Source organism: Streptomyces glaucus, assembly GCF_039533365.1.
GTDB lineage: Bacteria > Actinomycetota > Actinomycetes > Streptomycetales > Streptomycetaceae > Streptomyces > Streptomyces glaucus.
On sequence record NZ_BAAATK010000003.1, the window covers coordinates 291326 to 307213 of the forward strand.

Annotated in this window: 14 protein-coding genes; 5 read left to right on the top strand and 9 right to left on the bottom strand. The window is 76.5% G+C overall.

The features are described from left to right. Nucleotides 1–36: 36 nt before the first annotated feature. The 5 genes from ABD363_RS03990 to ABD363_RS04010 form a co-directional block, all read right to left on the bottom strand. Complete coding sequence (locus ABD363_RS03990) at nucleotides 37–465, bottom strand: OsmC family peroxiredoxin (protein ID WP_344599939.1); 429 nt, start codon at nucleotides 463–465, stop codon at nucleotides 37–39. Nucleotides 466–540: 75 nt separating this feature from the next. Beyond that, entirely contained in the window at nucleotides 541–2274 is a 1734-nt protein-coding gene (locus tag ABD363_RS03995) for a vWA domain-containing protein (protein ID WP_344599963.1), read from the bottom strand. Between the two features lie 59 nt (nucleotides 2275–2333). After that, nucleotides 2334–3395 (bottom strand): ATP-binding protein, encoded by a 1062-nt coding sequence (locus tag ABD363_RS04000; protein ID WP_344599940.1) that lies wholly within the window; start codon nucleotides 3393–3395, stop codon nucleotides 2334–2336. Nucleotides 3396–3677: 282 nt separating this feature from the next. Next, nucleotides 3678–5753 carry a phage holin family protein gene (locus ABD363_RS04005; RefSeq protein WP_344599941.1) on the bottom strand — a complete coding sequence of 692 codons (2076 nt, stop codon included), beginning with the start codon at nucleotides 5751–5753 and terminating at the stop codon, nucleotides 3678–3680. Between the two features lie 106 nt (nucleotides 5754–5859). Further along, a complete protein-coding gene (locus ABD363_RS04010; protein WP_344599942.1) occupies nucleotides 5860–6261 on the bottom strand; it encodes a hypothetical protein in 402 nt (133 codons plus the stop codon). 82 nt (nucleotides 6262–6343) lie between these two features. Between ABD363_RS04010 and ABD363_RS04015 the strand changes: the two genes are divergently transcribed. Both ABD363_RS04015 and ABD363_RS04020 read left to right on the top strand, forming a co-directional pair. Further along, nucleotides 6344–7117, top strand: coding sequence for an MBL fold metallo-hydrolase (locus tag ABD363_RS04015; protein WP_344599964.1), 774 nt, complete (start codon nucleotides 6344–6346; stop codon nucleotides 7115–7117). Then, the gene (locus ABD363_RS04020) at nucleotides 7114–7737 is read left to right on the top strand and encodes a DedA family protein (protein ID WP_344599943.1); all 624 of its coding nucleotides are present in this window, start codon (nucleotides 7114–7116) and stop codon (nucleotides 7735–7737) included. The genes ABD363_RS04015 and ABD363_RS04020 overlap by 4 nt, the downstream gene beginning before the upstream one ends. A gap of 159 nt (nucleotides 7738–7896) precedes the next feature. On the opposite strand, the gene ABD363_RS04025 is transcribed toward ABD363_RS04020, so the two are convergent. The 4 genes from ABD363_RS04025 to ABD363_RS04040 all read right to left on the bottom strand — a co-directional run bounded on the left by ABD363_RS04025 (nucleotide 7897) and on the right by ABD363_RS04040 (nucleotide 12586). Beyond that, nucleotides 7897–9003 carry an MBL fold metallo-hydrolase gene (locus ABD363_RS04025; protein ID WP_344599944.1) on the bottom strand — a complete coding sequence of 369 codons (1107 nt, stop codon included), beginning with the start codon at nucleotides 9001–9003 and terminating at the stop codon, nucleotides 7897–7899. After that, entirely contained in the window at nucleotides 9000–10244 is a 1245-nt protein-coding gene (locus tag ABD363_RS04030) for an aminotransferase class I/II-fold pyridoxal phosphate-dependent enzyme (protein WP_344599945.1), read from the bottom strand. The genes ABD363_RS04025 and ABD363_RS04030 overlap by 4 nt, the downstream gene beginning before the upstream one ends. Nucleotides 10245–10615: 371 nt before the next feature. Continuing rightward, nucleotides 10616–11635, bottom strand: a complete 1020-nt coding sequence (locus tag ABD363_RS04035) for a hypothetical protein (RefSeq protein WP_344599946.1) — start codon at nucleotides 11633–11635, stop codon at nucleotides 10616–10618. 156 nt (nucleotides 11636–11791) lie between these two features. Then, nucleotides 11792–12586 (bottom strand): RNA polymerase sigma factor SigF, encoded by a 795-nt coding sequence (locus tag ABD363_RS04040; RefSeq protein ID WP_344599947.1) that lies wholly within the window; start codon nucleotides 12584–12586, stop codon nucleotides 11792–11794. Nucleotides 12587–12960: 374 nt separating this feature from the next. Here ABD363_RS04040 and ABD363_RS04045 point away from each other — a divergent pair, with 374 nt between their 5' ends. From ABD363_RS04045 to ABD363_RS04055, 3 genes are all read left to right on the top strand, one after another. Then, nucleotides 12961–14754: a thiamine pyrophosphate-requiring protein gene (locus ABD363_RS04045; protein WP_344599948.1), complete on the top strand. Its 1794-nt coding sequence runs from the start codon at nucleotides 12961–12963 to the stop codon at nucleotides 14752–14754. A 161-nt stretch (nucleotides 14755–14915) separates the two neighbouring features. Then, nucleotides 14916–15314, top strand: a complete 399-nt coding sequence (locus tag ABD363_RS04050) for a DUF2795 domain-containing protein (protein ID WP_344599949.1) — start codon at nucleotides 14916–14918, stop codon at nucleotides 15312–15314. 84 nt (nucleotides 15315–15398) lie between these two features. After that, complete coding sequence (locus tag ABD363_RS04055; RefSeq protein ID WP_344599950.1) at nucleotides 15399–15830, top strand: CBS domain-containing protein; 432 nt, start codon at nucleotides 15399–15401, stop codon at nucleotides 15828–15830. The last annotated feature ends 58 nt before the right edge of the window (nucleotides 15831–15888 follow it).

Below are 15888 nucleotides of genomic sequence, written 5' to 3' on the forward strand. Positions count from 1 at the left end.
GTCGCGCGGCGTGCCCGCGCGACGGCGGGCGGCGGGTCAGGCGAGCTTCGCCGTGAGGGTGATGTCCACGGCCTTCAGCGCCTGGCTGACCGGGCAGTTGACCTTGGCGTCCTCGGCGGCGGCGGTGAAGGCCGCCTCGTCGGCGCCGGGCACGGTGCCCTCCACGGTGAGGTGGATGCCGGTGATGCCCTCACCGGGCTGGAAGGTGACCTCGGCGCTGGTCACCAGCTTGGTCGGCGGGGTGCCGGCCTTGTCGAGGACGTTCGACAGGGCCATGGAGAAGCAGCTGGAGTGAGCGGCGGCGATCAGCTCCTCCGGGCTGGTCCTGCCGTTCGCCTCCTCGGCGCGGGACGCCCACGTGACCGGCTGCGCGGAGATGCTGCCGGAGGAGTCGAAGTCGACGACGCCCTTGCCCTGGAACAGGTTGCCTTCCCACACGGTGTGTGCGGAGCGCGTGGTTGCCACGACGAATCCTTTCGCAATGCCTACGGTGCGGTCCCCGTGTCCGGGTCCCTGACCCCCATACGATCACACTCCGGCTCAGCTCACGTGAAAGACCGGCCCCCGGGCGGTGAACGGCAGCCGCGCGCCCCGCGGGATCAGGTACGCGTGCTCGCGCCGCACCCGCAGCACGTCGCACCAGCCGTCCGTGATCACCAGGATCGGCGCGGTGGGCGGGAAGTCGCCGGCGCGGTGCAGCAGGTCGACGCCCGGCTGCAGCACGGTGCCGCCGCGGCCGTGCACCCGCACCCGTCCCGCGATCTCCGTCACCGGCACGTACCCCGCGTCGTGCGGGGCCGCGTCGCAGAACACGACCCGGGCGGCCGGCACGTCCCGGGCCTCGGCGTAGGAGGCGATGGCGCCCAGCGCCTTGCCGAGCAGGACCCGGTCCATGGAGCCGGAGGTGTCCAGCACCACGCCGAAGGTGCAGCGGGGCACCTCCTCGGGCGGGAAGTACCGTCCCGCGCGCGGGATGCCGGGGGTGGCGGCCTGGCGGCGCGAGGGACGGGCGTAGGACCGCAGGGGCTCCGGGCGGGGCACGAACTCGTCGAACCAGCGGGCGAGCCGGGCGTCCCAGGGCAGCGGCGGATGGCTGAGCGCGCGGATCTCCTCGACCAGGCCGCCCGGCAGGTACCCGCGTTCCTGCCGCTGGTGCAGGTCCAGGCCCTGGGCGAGGCCGCGGCGGTAGAACCCGTCGAGGTCGGCGCGGTCGCGGGGCGGTCCGAGGGGGGTGCCGAGGACGTCGCGGGCGCCCTTGCCGCGCGGGGTGGCCAGCCGGCGCATGCGGCGCGGGTCGCCGGCGATCCGGTCGTAGACCTCCTCGGCGGACAGGCCCGCCAGCCGCGGGTCGTGCAGCAGCCCCTCGGGCATGGTGCCGATCTGCATCTCGCACAGCCAGCCGTTGACGACGTAGTCGCAGGCGACGTTGAACAGGTACGGGTCGCGGGCGCCGCCGCGGTCCGAGTGGCGCAGGGCGGCGTGCAGCATCTCGTGGGCGAGGACGAACCGCCACTCCTCGTCCGCCATCTGCCGCAGCGGGTTGACGTAGATCTCGCCGGCCTCGGCATCGACCGCGGCGACGGCGATGCCGTGGGCGCGGGCCAGCTCGGCGTCGGCGACCAGCTCGATGCCCGCCGCGATGCCGCCCAGCAGGGGGTAGGAGGAGATGAACCAGCTCAGCGCCTCCTCCCAGGGGCGCCGCCCGGCCGGCTCGCCGTCCAGGCGGGCGCGCCGGCCGCCCGCCACGTCCATCGCGGCGGACACGGTCCGGGTCAGGGCCGTGGCGAACGCCAGCTGCCAGTCCGGGGGCTGCCCGGACCAGCGGGGCCACTCCACGAGCACCTGGTCGGGCTCGGCGCCCGCGGTGCCGCAGCGCGCGTAGGCGGCCGGGAGCCCGTCGCGCCGCCAGCGCGCGGCGAGCTGCTCCTCGTCGCCGTCCGGGTACGACAGCGGCAGGTCCCCCGGTGCGCGGCCCACGGGGAAGGACTGCAGGAAGCGGTCGACGACGACGCAGCGCGCCGCGATGTCGTACCGGTCGGGCTGGGTGCGCGGCCCCTTGGCGGCCGGGACGTGCCCGAAGCCGAGGTGGAGCGCGGCGTGCGCGATCGACCAGGCCCAGACGGCCGGGTCGGCGATCCGGGCCGGGTGGGCGTGCAGCACGCCGTCGGAGTGGACGGCGAGGAGCCCGTCCCGGGGCGCCTGCGCGCAGTCCTGCCGGCGGCAGGTGCTGAACTCGACGGCGGCGAGCGCCGGGTTGGCCCGCACCAGCCGCATGCCCTCGGCGAACGCCTCGGCCGCGGGGTCCCGCTTCCGCTTCCCGGCGGGCGTCCGGCTCACCGCCGCGCCTCCACCAGGCGCGGCATGTCCCGCGCCGCCTCCACCAGGAACCAGGACGGCAGGACGGGGTTGCCGTCGGCGTCGGAGGCGATGACGGTCCGGGCGACCTCCACGGAGATCTCGGCGAGCTGCACCAGCAGCGACTTGGCGCGGTACGCGGTCTGCCGTCCGTTCGCCGACATGTGCTCCTTGCTCGCGGGCAGTTCCTTGATCAGCCGCCCGCGGAAGGAGTCGGCGAGGTAGTACAGCAGGTCGCGGTCCTCCGGGCGGTGCGGCCAGCGGGCCTCGCCCTTGATGATCGCCTCGATGCCGAACCGGCCGCGCACGACCCGGACGTAGCCGCAGAACGCCGTGGCGTGCGCGGGGGTGAGCGTGCCGTGCGCGAGGACCTTCAGGGTCTCCTCGTCCAGGCCGGGGCCGAAGGAGTGCAGGGCGTCGGAGAGCATGTGCCAGGAGCGGGGCGTGGAGAACGGCTCCTCGGTCTTGGGCGGCCGGGACCACAGGTGGTCGGGCCGGTCGGTGAGGTGGTCCAGGACCCACGGGTGGATGCCGTGGTCCGCGGCCCAGGCCAGCCAGTCCTTGGCGGAGGCCGCCAGGTGGACGTGGGTGAGGCGGTTGACGAGCGCGGAGGCGATCGGGCGGGCGAGCGCGTTGTCGGTGGCGCGGTTCCCGGCGCCGATGACGACCGAGCCCTCGGGCAGTTCGTAGCTGCCGATCCTGCGGTCCAGGATCAGCGAGTAGAACGCCTTCTGCACGTCCGGCGTGGCCGCGTTGAGCTCGTCCAGGAACAGGCAGTACGGCTCGTCGCGGGCGATGACCTCCGGCGGGCAGAAGACGGAGCGGCCGTCGCGGATCTGCGGGACGCCGATGAGGTCCTCGGGCGCGAGCTGGGTGCCGAGCAGGCTCACGCACTCCAGTCCCAGCGACTCGGCGAACTCCCGCACCAGGGAGGACTTCCCGATGCCGGGGGCGCCCCACAGGAACACCGGACGCACGGTGGCCAGGCCGAGCAGCAGCTCCGGGAGGCGGGCGGGCGTGACGGTCACGGCTGCCTGCAAAGCGGCGACTCCTCGAGAGATCCGGAGAGGTTCGGGAAGGGCGCACGGGTGAGCGGCGCCCTCACGGACAGTCTGGGGGCCGACGGCGGCGGGCGCAGCCGGTTTTCCGGGCGGACGGCGCGGCCGGGGCGCCCGCGGAGGACGGCGCGGCCGGGGCGCGGCGCCGTGACCGGGGCACCGCCCGGCCGGGCCGCCGCGGTGCCGCGTCGGGCCGCGGTCCCGCACGGGAGCCGCCCCCGGCGGATCACCCGGGGGCGGCGGAGCGGCCGGGCCCCGGTCGGTTCAGGCGGCCCGTTCCTCCCGGGTCTCCAGCGGCACCTGGGGTCCGTTCGACTCGTCGAGCCAGCGCCTGAGGACGCGGTGGACGTGCTCGGCGCCGACGATCTCCGCTCCGTCGTCGGCCGGGGCGGAGAAGACCAGCGGCGACAGCAGGAAGGGCCGGGACTGGGCGCCGCCGAGGCCGCCGTGGGAGCCGATCTGCTCCTCGAAGGCGAGGACCTCGCCGTCGGCGGGGTCGTGGAAGGAGTTGACCATGATGTCGGCGGCGTGCGGGAAGGAGTGCGTGCGGCGCACCGCGTCGGCGGCGCCGGGGCCGAAGGGCGCGAGCGGGCCGGGGTCCTCGTCGAGCCGGTCCAGGGGGATCTCCACGCCGCGCGCGCCGAGCACGACCCCGCCGTGCTCCTCGCTGCGGACGAGCAGGAAGCCGATGCCGGGGTGGTTGGCGAGCGTCGGCAGCAGCGCGGGATGGCGGGCGTCGATCTCCTCCCGGCTCATCCGGTGCGGCACGTCCGGGAAGGACACCAGGCCCAGGTTGCCGGAGGCCAGCACGATCGGTTCGGAGCGGCGGCGCGGGGGGCGGTGGTCCTCGGTGCCCTCCTCGACGGGGCGGCGCAGCGCGGCCCGGACGGCGTTGCGCGCCTCGGCGCCGCTGCGGGTGCGCCGGGCCCGGCGCGGCACGGGCAGCCCGCAGCCGGCCCGCACCAGGTCGCCGAGGGTGAGGCCGTAACGGGAGCGGAAGGTTTCGCCGGGGCTCTGGCCGTGGTCGGACAGCACGACGATCCGGTACGGGCGGGGGGCGTGCTCGGCGACCTTCTCGATCAGCGCGAGGCAGCGGTCCAGGCGCTGCAGGACCTTCCCGGCGTCCCGGCCGAACGGCCCGGAGTGGTGCGCCACCTCGTCGTAGGCGACCAGGTCGGCGTAGATCGCGGTGCGCCCGGCGAGCATGTCGCCCATCACCGCGGCGACCACCACGTCCCGTTCGACGACGGTGGCGAAGGCCCGCACGAGGGGGTAGAGGCCGCCGCGGGAGACGTGCGGGCGGGCCTTGTCGATGCGGGCGCGGGTGGACTGGCCGATCTCGCGGGCGACCTCGGCGACGAAGGACAGGGCGGTGCGCACGGCGTTGGCCGGGTCGGAGAAGTAGGCGAAGTAGCCGGCGCGGGAGCGGTTCTCCCGGCTGCGGCGGCGGGCGGCGATGGACAGCACCAGGGCCTGTTCCCCCGCGCCGCCGCTGAAGAGGTTGCCGCGGCTGGCGCCGTCGACGCCGAGCAGCCCGTCGTGGCCGGTGTGCCGGACGGCGCGGCGCTGGAGTTCGGCGGCGCTGGTCGGGCGGTTGCAGACCATCACCTCCCGGCGGTCCTTCTCGTACCAGCGGAAGGCGGGCACGTCGTGGTTGCTGCCGTGCAGGATGCCGAGCTGGCTGGCGCCGGTCTGGCTGGACCAGTCGGTGCGCCAGGGGGTGAGCCGGTGGGTGGGGGGCCGGCCCCGGCCGCCGTCCAGCCAGCGGGCGACGGTGGGCATCAGGCCCTTGCCGACGGCGTCCACCAGCACGTCGTGGCCGACGCCGTCGAGCTGGAGGAAGAGCGTGCCGGGGCCGGCCGGGCAGGGCGGGCCCGCCCGGCGGCGGCGGTCGGCGAGGCGGTACAGGCGGCGCCGGTAGGCGTCGTCGTCGCGTACGGCCAGGGCGGCGCCGGTGGCGGAGGCGACGGCGGACATCACGGCCGCCACCACCACCGCGGTCTCCGGGGCGGCGGCGCCGCGCTCGCCGGGGTTGAGGCGCAGCGCGAGCAGCAGCAGGGCGCCGTTGAGGAAGAAGACCAGCAGGCCGAGGACGAGCGCGGGCACGAGCAGCAGGAGGCGGACCAGCAGCGGCCACACCAGGGCCGACAGCAGGCCGAAGGCGCCGGCGCCGAACGCGGCGGTGACGGCGATGTCGGTGGCGCTGTCGCCGTCGGCCGAGCGGAGCCGGAAGTCCGGCAGGAGGCCGGCGAGCACGAGCATGGTGAGCGTGGAGACGGCCCACACCCCGACGCTCCGCCCGATCTGGCTGGCCACCCGCCGCCAGCGTCCCCCAAGCACTCCCGCCCACCTCGCGTTCCGGCCCGTCACCGGCGCGGGCCCGTACTCACCTTGTCACACCGCGGGCGAGCGCCGGTCCGTCCCCCGGCCCGTGCCCCGGCGGGCCTCAGCGCCCGTCGTAGCCGGCCGTCGGCATCGACAGCCGCCGGTGCACGCACGCCTTCATCGCCGCGTCGTACGACGGTTCCGCCTGCCCCACCGTCTCCACCCGCACCCCGCGCCGCGCGCACTCCGCGGTGAACTCCTCCACGGACGACAGCGCGCTCTCCAGGACCCGCCGGCTGGGCGCGACGAACAGGTCCCGGCCGGGCCGCACGCCCTCCCACAGGGCCTCGTGGTCGGGCCGCAGCCCGCGCACCAGCAGCTCCCGGGTGACGACGTACCCGTGCTCGGCGGCCCACCGGGCGCACATGGCGTGCTGGCTGCGGGAGTCCACCAGGAAGGGATCGGCGTCCAGCTCCTCCAGCGGCGTCAGACTCGCGATCGCCGTGACCCGGACCGGCACCATGGCACCCCCCTCACCTCCGGTTTCGTCGCCGACCCTACTCCTGCACGTACGCTTCGGGGAGTCGCGCGAAGGAGGCATGGAGGTGCCGGTGGAGGTCACCTGGTGGGGGCACGCGACCTGCACGGTCGAGGACTCGGACGTACGCGTGCTCACCGATCCCCTGTTCGCCCGCCGGCTCGCGCACCTGCGCCGGCGGCGCGGGGCGCCGCCCCCGCCCGACGCCCGGCGCGCGGACGTGGCACTGGTGTCGCACCTGCACGCCGACCACCTGCACGTGCCGTCGCTGGCGGGGCTCGCCGCGGGCACGCGCCTGCTCGTGCCCCGGGGTGCGCCCCGCGCGGTGCCGGGGCTGCGCCGGCTCGCCCACCTGCGGGTGACCGAGGTGGCGCCGGGGGACGTCGTACCGGTCGGCGGCCTGGTGGTGCGGGCCGTGTCCGCGCGGCACGACGGGCGGCGGCTGCCGCTCGGGCCGCACCGCGCCCCCGCTCTCGGCTATGTCGTCGAGGGCGAGGCCCGCACCTACTTCGCCGGGGACACCGGGCTGTTCGACTCGATGGCCGAGGAGGTCGGGCCGGTGGACGTGGCGCTGCTGCCGGTGGGCGGCTGGGGTCCCCGCCTCGGGGAGGGGCACCTGGACGCGGGGCGGGCGGCCGAGGCGCTGGCCCGGCTGACGGCGCGCAGCGCGGTGCCGGTGCACTACGGCACGTACTGGCCGATCGGGATGGACGCCGTGCGCCCCCACGAGTTCCACGCGCCGGGCGACGAGTTCGTGCGCCTGGCGGCGCTGCGCGCGCCGGATGTGGCGGTGCACCGGCTCCGCCACGGGGAGAGCGTCCGTCTGGAGGTCGCCCGGTGACCTGGCTCGCCGCGCCCGCGGCGGTGCCGCCCGAGTCCACGCAGCAGGCGCTGGGCTATCCCTCGCTGTTCCTGCTGGTGCTGGTCGGGGCGCTGGTGCCGGTGGTGCCGACGGGTGCGCTGGTGAGTTCGGCGGCCGTGGTCGCCGTCCACCAGACGGCGCCGTTCTCGCTGGCGCTGGTGTTCGTGACGGCGTCGCTGGGGGCGTTCCTGGGCGACGCGGCCCTGTACTGGCTGGGGCGGCGCGGGATGGGGTCGAAGAACGGTTCGCGCTGGCTGGCGGCGATCCGGGCGCGCGCTCCGGAGGACCGGCTCGCGCAGGCCCAGGACAAGCTCGCCGCGCACGGCGTGGCGGTGCTGGTGCTGTCCCGGCTGGTGCCGGCGGGCCGTATCCCGGTGATGCTGGCCTGCCTGATGGCGAAGTGGCCGCTGCGCCGCTTCTCCCGCGGCAACCTGCCGGCCTGCCTGGCCTGGGCGGTGACGTACCAGCTGATCGGGATTCTCGGCGGCTCGCTGTTCCCGCAGCCGTGGGAGGGAGTGGTCGCGGCGGTCGCGCTGACCCTGCTGGTCGGCGCGGCGCCGGGGCTGTGGCGACGGGTCCGCGGGGTCTCGAAGGCCTGACCGGGGACGGGGACCCGGCGGGCCACCGGGGCCCGGGGCGGGGACCCGGCGGAGGGGAGACGAGGGCCTGACGGAGGACCGGGGCCGGGGGCGAGGAGCCGGGCCCGCGGGCGAGGCCCCGAGGCGGGAGCGGGACCCGCGGGCGGAGCCCCGGGAAGATCAGGCCCGGTCGAGGATCCGGGAGCCGCCCACCGGCAGGTCCCACAGGTCCTCGCGGGGCAGGCCGGCCCTCTCCCAGGCGGCGCGTACGCGGGTGAGCGGCTCCAGCACCGGTTCCGCCGACAGCACGAACGTGGCCCAGTGCATGGGGGCCATCCGGCGCGCGCCGAGGTCCTGGGCGGCCTGGACCGCCTCCTCCGGGTCGCAGTGGACGTCGCGGAGCCACCAGCGGGGGTCGTAGGCGCCGATGGGGAGCAGGGCCAGGTCGATGCCCGGATAACGCCGCCCGATGCGGGAGAACCAGTGGCCGTAGCCCGTGTCGCCCGCGAAGTAGACCCGCCGGCCGTCGGGGGCGGTGAGCACCCAGCCGCCCCACAGGGTGCGGCAGGTGTCGGTGAGGGTGCGCTTGGACCAGTGGTGGGCGGGGACGAAGTCGAAGCGGACCCCCGCCCGGCGCCCGCCGCCGCCCTCGGCGGGGTCGCCCTCCGGACGCAGTTCGGCCGCCTCCCACCAGTCCAGCTCGGTGACGCGGGTGAAGCGGCGCCGCTGGAACCAGCGGCCGAGCCCGGCGGGCACGAACACCGGGGTGTCGCGCGGGAGCCGGCGCAGCGTGGGGGCGTCCAGGTGGTCGTAGTGGTTGTGGCTGATGACGACCGCGTCGACGCGGGGCAGGTCCTCCCAGGGGACGCCCACGGGCGTGATGCGGGCCGGGGTGCCGAGGATGCGGCGGGACCAGACCGGGTCGGTGAGGACGGTGAGCCCGCCGATCCGCACCACCCAACTGGCGTGTCCCGCCCAGGTGACGGCGATGGTGCGGGCGTCGACGCGGGGCAGCGGGCCGGGCCGGAAGGGGAGCCGGGGGATGTCGGCGAGGCCCGCCCGGTCCGGGCGCAGGGCGCCCTCGCGGGCGAAGCGGGCCATGGCCCTCAGGCCGGGCAGCGGGGCGGTGAGCCGGTCGTGGAAGGTTCTCGGCCATATCCGGCGCTCGCCCAGGGGCCGGGGAGCGGCGAGCGGCGGAACCGGGAAGGCCGGGGACGACGCGTCCGCCGGAGCGTCGGCTTCCCGGACGGTCGTGCTCGTGGTGGTCGGCTCGGACTGCTGCGTCATCGAGGAGGCTCCCATCGCTGAGCGTCGCGGAGATCGTCGAAGACCGACCTCAGCTGGATCAACGCGCGTCGCACGTGTGGCAGTTCCAACGGGTCGGGGGACCTGAGGCATTCCGCGCGCTCCTCCTCGGAGGCGCCCAGCAGGGGGCCGGTGCACAGCCGGACGCGCAGCGCCTGCAGATCGTCGCCGAAGCGGTGGCCGCCCGGCGCGGGCATGCCGAGCCGGGCGGTGAGGAAGTCCTCCAGTTCCTGGGCGTCCGAGACGCCCTGCGCGCCGAGCGCGGCGCGCAGCGGGCCGAGGTCGACGTACAGGTGGCGGCCGGCCCGCGGGGGCCGGGCGAGGGCGCCGCCCGCGACCACGGCGGCGTGCGCGGCGGCGGCCACGCGCCCGTGCAGGCGTGCCGCGGCCGACCGGCGTGCGGTGACCGGCCCGGGCTCGCCCAGGACGTGGCCCGCCGCCACGGCGACGGGAGCGGCGACGCACGCGTCGAGCGCGGTGAGCACGTCCAGCACGCGCGCACGCAGGCCGTCCCCGGCGGCGGACGCCGGGAAGCGGGCCACCGCGGCCGGCCAGCCCGGCGGGAGCAGCCCGCCGGCCAGGTCGGTGACGACGGTGACCTTCCCGGGCAGCATCTCGGCGGGGCTGAGCAGCACCGTCTCCTGCGGGTCGTGCAGCGTGTCGCGCCAGGTCTCGTCGCTGACCAGGTGCAGGCCCTCGCCGGCGGCCGCCTCGACGGTCTCGTGCAGGAACTCGGGCGGCGCGACGGTGGCGGTGGGGTCGTCGGCGACGGACAGCACCAGCAGCCGGGGGTCGCCGCCCTCGGCGCGGACCCGGCGCACGGTCTCCAGCAGGGCGTACGGATCCGGGACGCCGCCGCACTCGACCGGCGTCGCCACGTGGTAGACGGGCCTGCCCAGCAGACGGGCGTACGGCGTCCACCAGGCGGTGCAGGGCCGCGGCGCCAGGACGTCGCCGCCGAGCGCGGCGGTCAGCGCGAGCAGCAGGGCGGGCGCGCCGGGTGCGGCGACCACCCGGTCGGGCGCGGTGGGCAGGCCGCGCCGCTCCCAGTAGCCGCAGGCCGCGGCCCGCAGCGCGGGCCCGCCGCCGACCGGCTCGCCCTCGGCGCGGGACGCGGCCGCGGCGAGCACGGCCGACAGCTCGGGCGGCACGGGCAGCCCGTCGGCCGGGAGCGGCGGCCCGTAACGGACGGGGCCGTGGCCTTCGGGGTCCGTCCGCGGCATGCGTACCTCCGGGGTGGGGGCCTGGGTGGTGTGCCGTTGGTCGTCGCGTCGCCCGGGCCCGGGGTCTCGGAGCTGTGAGTACCCGCGCTGACGCCGCTCCATGGCCGCCCGGCCGGGTTGCGCGGATCACAGGCGGTCGCCGGTGTGGGGGGAGGGGGCCGGGGTACCGCAAGGGGTTCGGCGGGCGCGTGGCGGGCGCGGCGGGCGCGGGCGCGCAGGACAGCCGGGCTGCCGGAGCGCACGAGGCGGGTGGAGCGGACGAGGCGGGTGGAGCGGACGGAGCAGCGGGCGGGACGGGCAGGGCGGTGAGACGTACGGGGCGGCGGGGCTCGGAAGCGGCACGGGCGGGCGGAGCGGGCGGCGCCGGCCGGTCAGCCGCCGCCGTGACCGCGCCGGCGGTACAGCCGGTGCGCGGCGGCGCCGAGCGCGCCGGCGATCAGGGCGCCCCCGGCGACCAGCGCGGGCACGGAGTCGGTGAAGGTGCCGCCCGCCCCGGCCCGCACCCCGCCCCGGGTGGCGTCGCCGCACGGCGCGTCGCCCGGCCCGCCCGGTTCGGGGCACGGGTGGCCGCCGCTGCCGCCGGGCAGCACGGTGAACGTCGCGCTCCACGGCGTGCCCTCCGAGCCGTGCGCCGCCGGGCAGGTGCCGTCGACGGTCCACGCGGAGGCGGAGGCGGAACCGGAGGCGGAGGCGGACGGGGCGGGGTCGTCCTCGAAGTCCCCGGCGGGGGCGATCCGGGCGGTGCCGCGGTAGACGGGGCCGGACACCTCCTCGTCGTTCCCGGGCACCTTGCGCAGCTCGACGGCGCCCCCCTCGAAGGCCCGCGAGGCGGCCTCGACGGTGGCGGGGGCCCGGCCGCCGACGGGATCGCAGACGACCGAGACGGTGACGTCGCCGCCCGGGGAGGCGGTGCCGGGAACGACCTCGGCGGCCGGTTCCCCGGACACGTCCGGTCTCCCGCCGGTGGCCGCGGGGTCCTCCTGGCCGGCGGGTCGCTCGGCGGCGGACGCGTCGGCGCCGGGTTCCTCCGCGCCGGCGGACGCGTCGGCGCCGACGGACTCCTCCGCACCGGCGGATTTCTCCGCGCCGACGGACTCCTCCGCGTCGGCGGATTCCTCCGCGGCGGTGAGCCCTCCGGGGTCCGCGGACTCCCCCGTACCGGACCGCGTACCGGCCGGGTCCCCGGCCGCGGCGGGTATCCCGGCGCCGGACGGACCGCCGGGGACGGCCGGGACGAGGACGGCCGGGGCGGCCCGGGCGGCGACGGCCCGGTCCACGGCCCCGGCCGGCCTCCCGGCGGGAACCGGGCCTGCGGCGAGGACCGGCCCGGGAACACCCACGGCGGCACCGGACAGGACGGCGACGGACAGGACGCGGGCGGCACGGCGCATGAGGGGGCCTCCTTCGGCGACGGCTGCGGGGGCACGGCGCTCGCGCCCCCGCAGCCATCACAGCCCGCCCGGCTCCGGCACGCGCGCCGCCGGGCACCATTCGCGCGAAGGGGACCTCCGAGCGGGTGACGGGCCCGGTCCCGGCCGGCGCCCCGCCTACGCCCCTTCCCGCAGCACCTGCTCCCGCACCCGGTTGCAGCACCGGCTGATCAGGCGGGACACGTGCATCTGGGAGATGCCGAGCTGCTCGGCGATGCGGCTCTGGGTCATGTCGCCGAAGAACCGCATGTAGAGGATCGCGCGTTCCCGCTCCGGCAGCGCGGCCAGGCGCTCCTTGACGGCCTCGCGGTCGACGACGGTGTCGAGGGCCGGGTCGGGGGCGCCGAGGGCGTCGCTGAGGGAGTAGCCGTCCTCGCTGCCGGGCAGCTCGGCGTCCAGGGAGAGCGCGGTGAAGCTCTCCAGGGCCTCCAGGCCCACCTGGACGTCCTCCTCGCTCATGTCGGCGTGCTCGGCGATCTCGGCGACGGTGGGCCGGCGGCCCGAGACCGTCTGGGACAGGTCCTGGCAGGCGAACCGCACGCGGTTGCGCAGGTCCTGGACGCGGCGCGGCACGTGCAGGGTCCACATGTGGTCGCGGAAGTGGCGCTTGATCTCGCCGGTGACGGTCGGCACGGCGTAGCTCTCGAAGGCGTTGCCGCGCTCCGGGTCGTACCGGTCGACGGCCTTGACCAGACCGAGGGCCGCGACCTGGCGCAGGTCCTCGTAGCTCTCGCCGCGGCTGCGGAAGCGTCCCGCGAGCCGGTCGGCCATGGGCAGCCAGGCCTCGACGATCCGGTCGCGGAGCGCGTCGCGCTCGGGGCCGGGCGGCAGGACGGCGAGCCTGCGGAAGGCCTCGGCGGTGTCGGGGGCGTCGTCGTGCGGGTGGTGCCTCCCGCCGGCTTGGGTCGGCATGTGCGTCGCAGCTCCCCTGGAGTGCGGGGCCTGTCGTCACGCCTGTCGATGAGGCGCGGCCCGGAGCGCCTCCCGCTGCGCGGAGCCGGAAGCGTGCCGGATGTCGCGGGCGGCGCCGGTGGCGGACGCCGTCGTGGCGACACGGCCCGTCGGTCGGACGGTCCCCGTGGGAGCGCGCCCGGGATCCGGACGGACGCACCCGTGGCGACGTCGCACCGCTCCCACGGACGTGCCTCCTGTCCGAAGCACTGAGACTCCACCTGCCCCCGACCCCGCCCCGCAAACACCCGGGCAGGTTTTCGGGCACGGCGCGCGGTGACTCGTACCGCTGCTGTCCGCCAGTCCCCCACGTCCGATGTCCGGGAGGTCCGTACATGAGCGTCAAGGTCGCCGACCAGGTCCTGCAGCGGCTGCGCGAATGGGGTGTCGAGCACGTCTTCGGCTACCCCGGCGACGGCATCAACGGGCTGCTGGCCGCCTGGGGCCGGGCGGAGAACCAGCCCCGGTTCATCCAGTCCCGGCACGAGGAGATGTCCGCGTTCCAGGCGGTCGGCTACGCCAAGTTCAGCGGCCGTCTCGGCGTGTGCGCGGCGACCTCGGGGCCCGGCGCGATCCACCTGCTCAACGGCCTGTACGACGCCAAGCTGGACCACGTGCCCGTGCTGGCGATCGTCGGGCAGACGCACCGCACCGCGATGGGCGGCTCCTACCAGCAGGAGGTGGACCTGCACACGCTGTTCAAGGACGTCGCCTCCGACTTCGTGGAGACGGTGACGGTGCCCGAGCAGCTGCCCAACGTGCTGGACCGGGCGATCCGCACCGCGTACGCGCGCCGCTGCCCGACGGCCGTCATCATCCCCGGCGACGTGCAGGAACTCGACTACTCGCCGCCCACGCACGAGTTCAAGATGGTGCCCTCCAGCCTGGACCGCAGCTCCTGGACGGCGGTGCCCTCCGACGACGCCGTGCGGCGGGCGGCGGAGATCCTCAACGCCGGCGACAAGGTGGCGATCCTGGTCGGCCAGGGCGCGGCCGGCGCGCGGGCCGAGGTGGAGCGGATCGCCGAGCTGCTCGGCGCGGGCGTCGCCAAGGCGCTGCTCGGCAAGGACGTCCTCAGCGACGAGCTGCCGTACGTCACCGGCTCGATCGGCCTGCTGGGCACCCGCCCGTCGTACGAGCTGATGCGGGACTGCGACACGCTGCTGACCATCGGGTCGTCGTTCCCGTACAGCCAGTTCCTGCCCGAGTTCGGCAAGGTGCGGGGGGTGCAGATCGACATCGACCCGCACATGATCGGGATGCGCTACCCGTACGAGGTGAACCTGGTCGGCGACGCGAGGGCGACACTCGAGCGGCTGATCCCGCTGATCGAGCCCGGGCGCGGCCGCGAGTGGTACGAGACGGTGTGCGACAACGTCAGGCGCTGGCGGGAGGTGATGGAGCGGCGCGCGGCCCTGAGCGCCGACCCGGTCAACCCCGAGTACGTGGCCCGCGCCCTGGACCCGCTGCTGCCGGACAACGCGATCGTCACCTCCGACTCGGGGTCGACGGCGAACTGGTACGCGCGGCACCTGACCATGCGGTCCGGCATGCGCGGCTCGCTGTCCGGGACGCTGGCCACGATGGGCTGCGGCGTGCCGTACGTGATCGGCGCGAAGTTCGCGCACCCGGACCGGCCCGCGATCGCCCTGGTCGGGGACGGCGCGATGCAGATGAACGGCATGGCGGAGCTGATCACGGCGGCGAAGTACCGCCACCAGTGGGAGGACCCGCGGCTGGTGGTGGGCGTCTTCAACAACCGCGACCTGAACCAGGTCACCTGGGAGCTGCGGGCCATGGGCGGCGCCCCGTCCTTCCTGCCCTCGCAGGAGCTCCCGGACGTGCGGTACGCCGCGTTCGCCCGTTCGCTGGGCCTCACCGGCATCCGGGTGGAGAAGCCGGAGGACGTCGAGGACGCCTGGCGGGCCGCCCTGGCGGCGGACGGCCCGGCGGTGGTCGAGTTCCTGACCGACCCGGCCGTGCCGCCGATCCCGCCGCACGCCACGTGGGAGCAGATGGAGGCGACGGCCGCCGCGGTCCTGAAGGGCGACCCGGACCGCGGGTCGGTGGTCCGGCAGGGCTTCAAGGCGAAGGTGCAGGAGTTCCTGCCGGCGCGGGAGAGGAAGTGACCGGGCAGGCGCCGTCCGCGCCGGCCCGCCCGGCGCGCCGGGGCAGGACGACCGCGCGCCCCGGTGTCCGGCTGAATCGGACCGGTCCCGTCCGGACGAATCCGTGTCGGTGCCCGGTCTGCGGGTACGCGGGGGCCACCCCCGAGGATCTGGAGGGAGACATGCAGCGAGGCAGCGACCGGCTGAGCGTCCGCCGCGACGACGAGATGAAGCACGAACTGCAGGGCCTGCTCAAGTCCGGGCACCCCACCCGCACCGAGGAGTGGCACGACCCGGAGCCGACCGCCGAGGACGACCCCGAGGTCGCGCACGGGCCGGTGACGCCGAGCCGTGGGCCGACGCCCCTGGAGACGGTCCGGCTGGACCTGGCCCGGATCCTGACCCGCGGCACCTTCCCGGCGGGCCCGCGCGAGCTGGCCCGGGCGCTGCGCCGCGGCAACGCGCCCGACTCGCTCGTCGAGCAGGTCGAGGAGCTGCCGCAGTCGGCGCGCTACGGCACCGTCCAGGAGCTGGCCGAGGCCCTGACCGGGGCCGGGGAGGCCGGGCCGGGCGACGCGTAGCTCCCCGCGGCGGGGTGCCGCGGGCGATGCGTCCCGGCCCGGCCCGCGGCCCCGCGGGCCGGGGAACGGGAGGAGGGCCAACCGATGGCCGAGTTCGTGAAGGACGTCATGACGCCGGGCGTGGTCGCCGTGCGCCCGGACGCCTCGCTGGTCGAGGCGGCGCAGCTGATGCGCGCGCAGAACATCGGCGACGTGGTGGTGGCCGACGGCCAGCAGGTCGTCGGCGTGCTCACCGACCGGGACATCGCGGTGCGGGCCGTCGCCGAGGGCGTCGACCCGCTGGCGGTGAGCGCGCGGTCCGTGTGCACCCCGGACCCGCTGGTGGTCGCCCCGGACGACCCGGTGTCGGCGGCGGTCGCGCTGATGCGGGAGCACGCGGTGCGCCGGCTGCCGGTGGTGGAGAACGGGCTGCCGGTGGGACTGGTGAGCCTCGGCGACCTGGCCGAGGCACAGGATCCCGCCTCGCCGGGCGCCGACATCAGCCTCGCCGAGCTGGACACCCGGGGCGGTGCGTGAGGCAGGACCGGGCCGCCCGGACCGGCGCCGGCGGGGACGCCGCCGGCGCGCGGCCGCC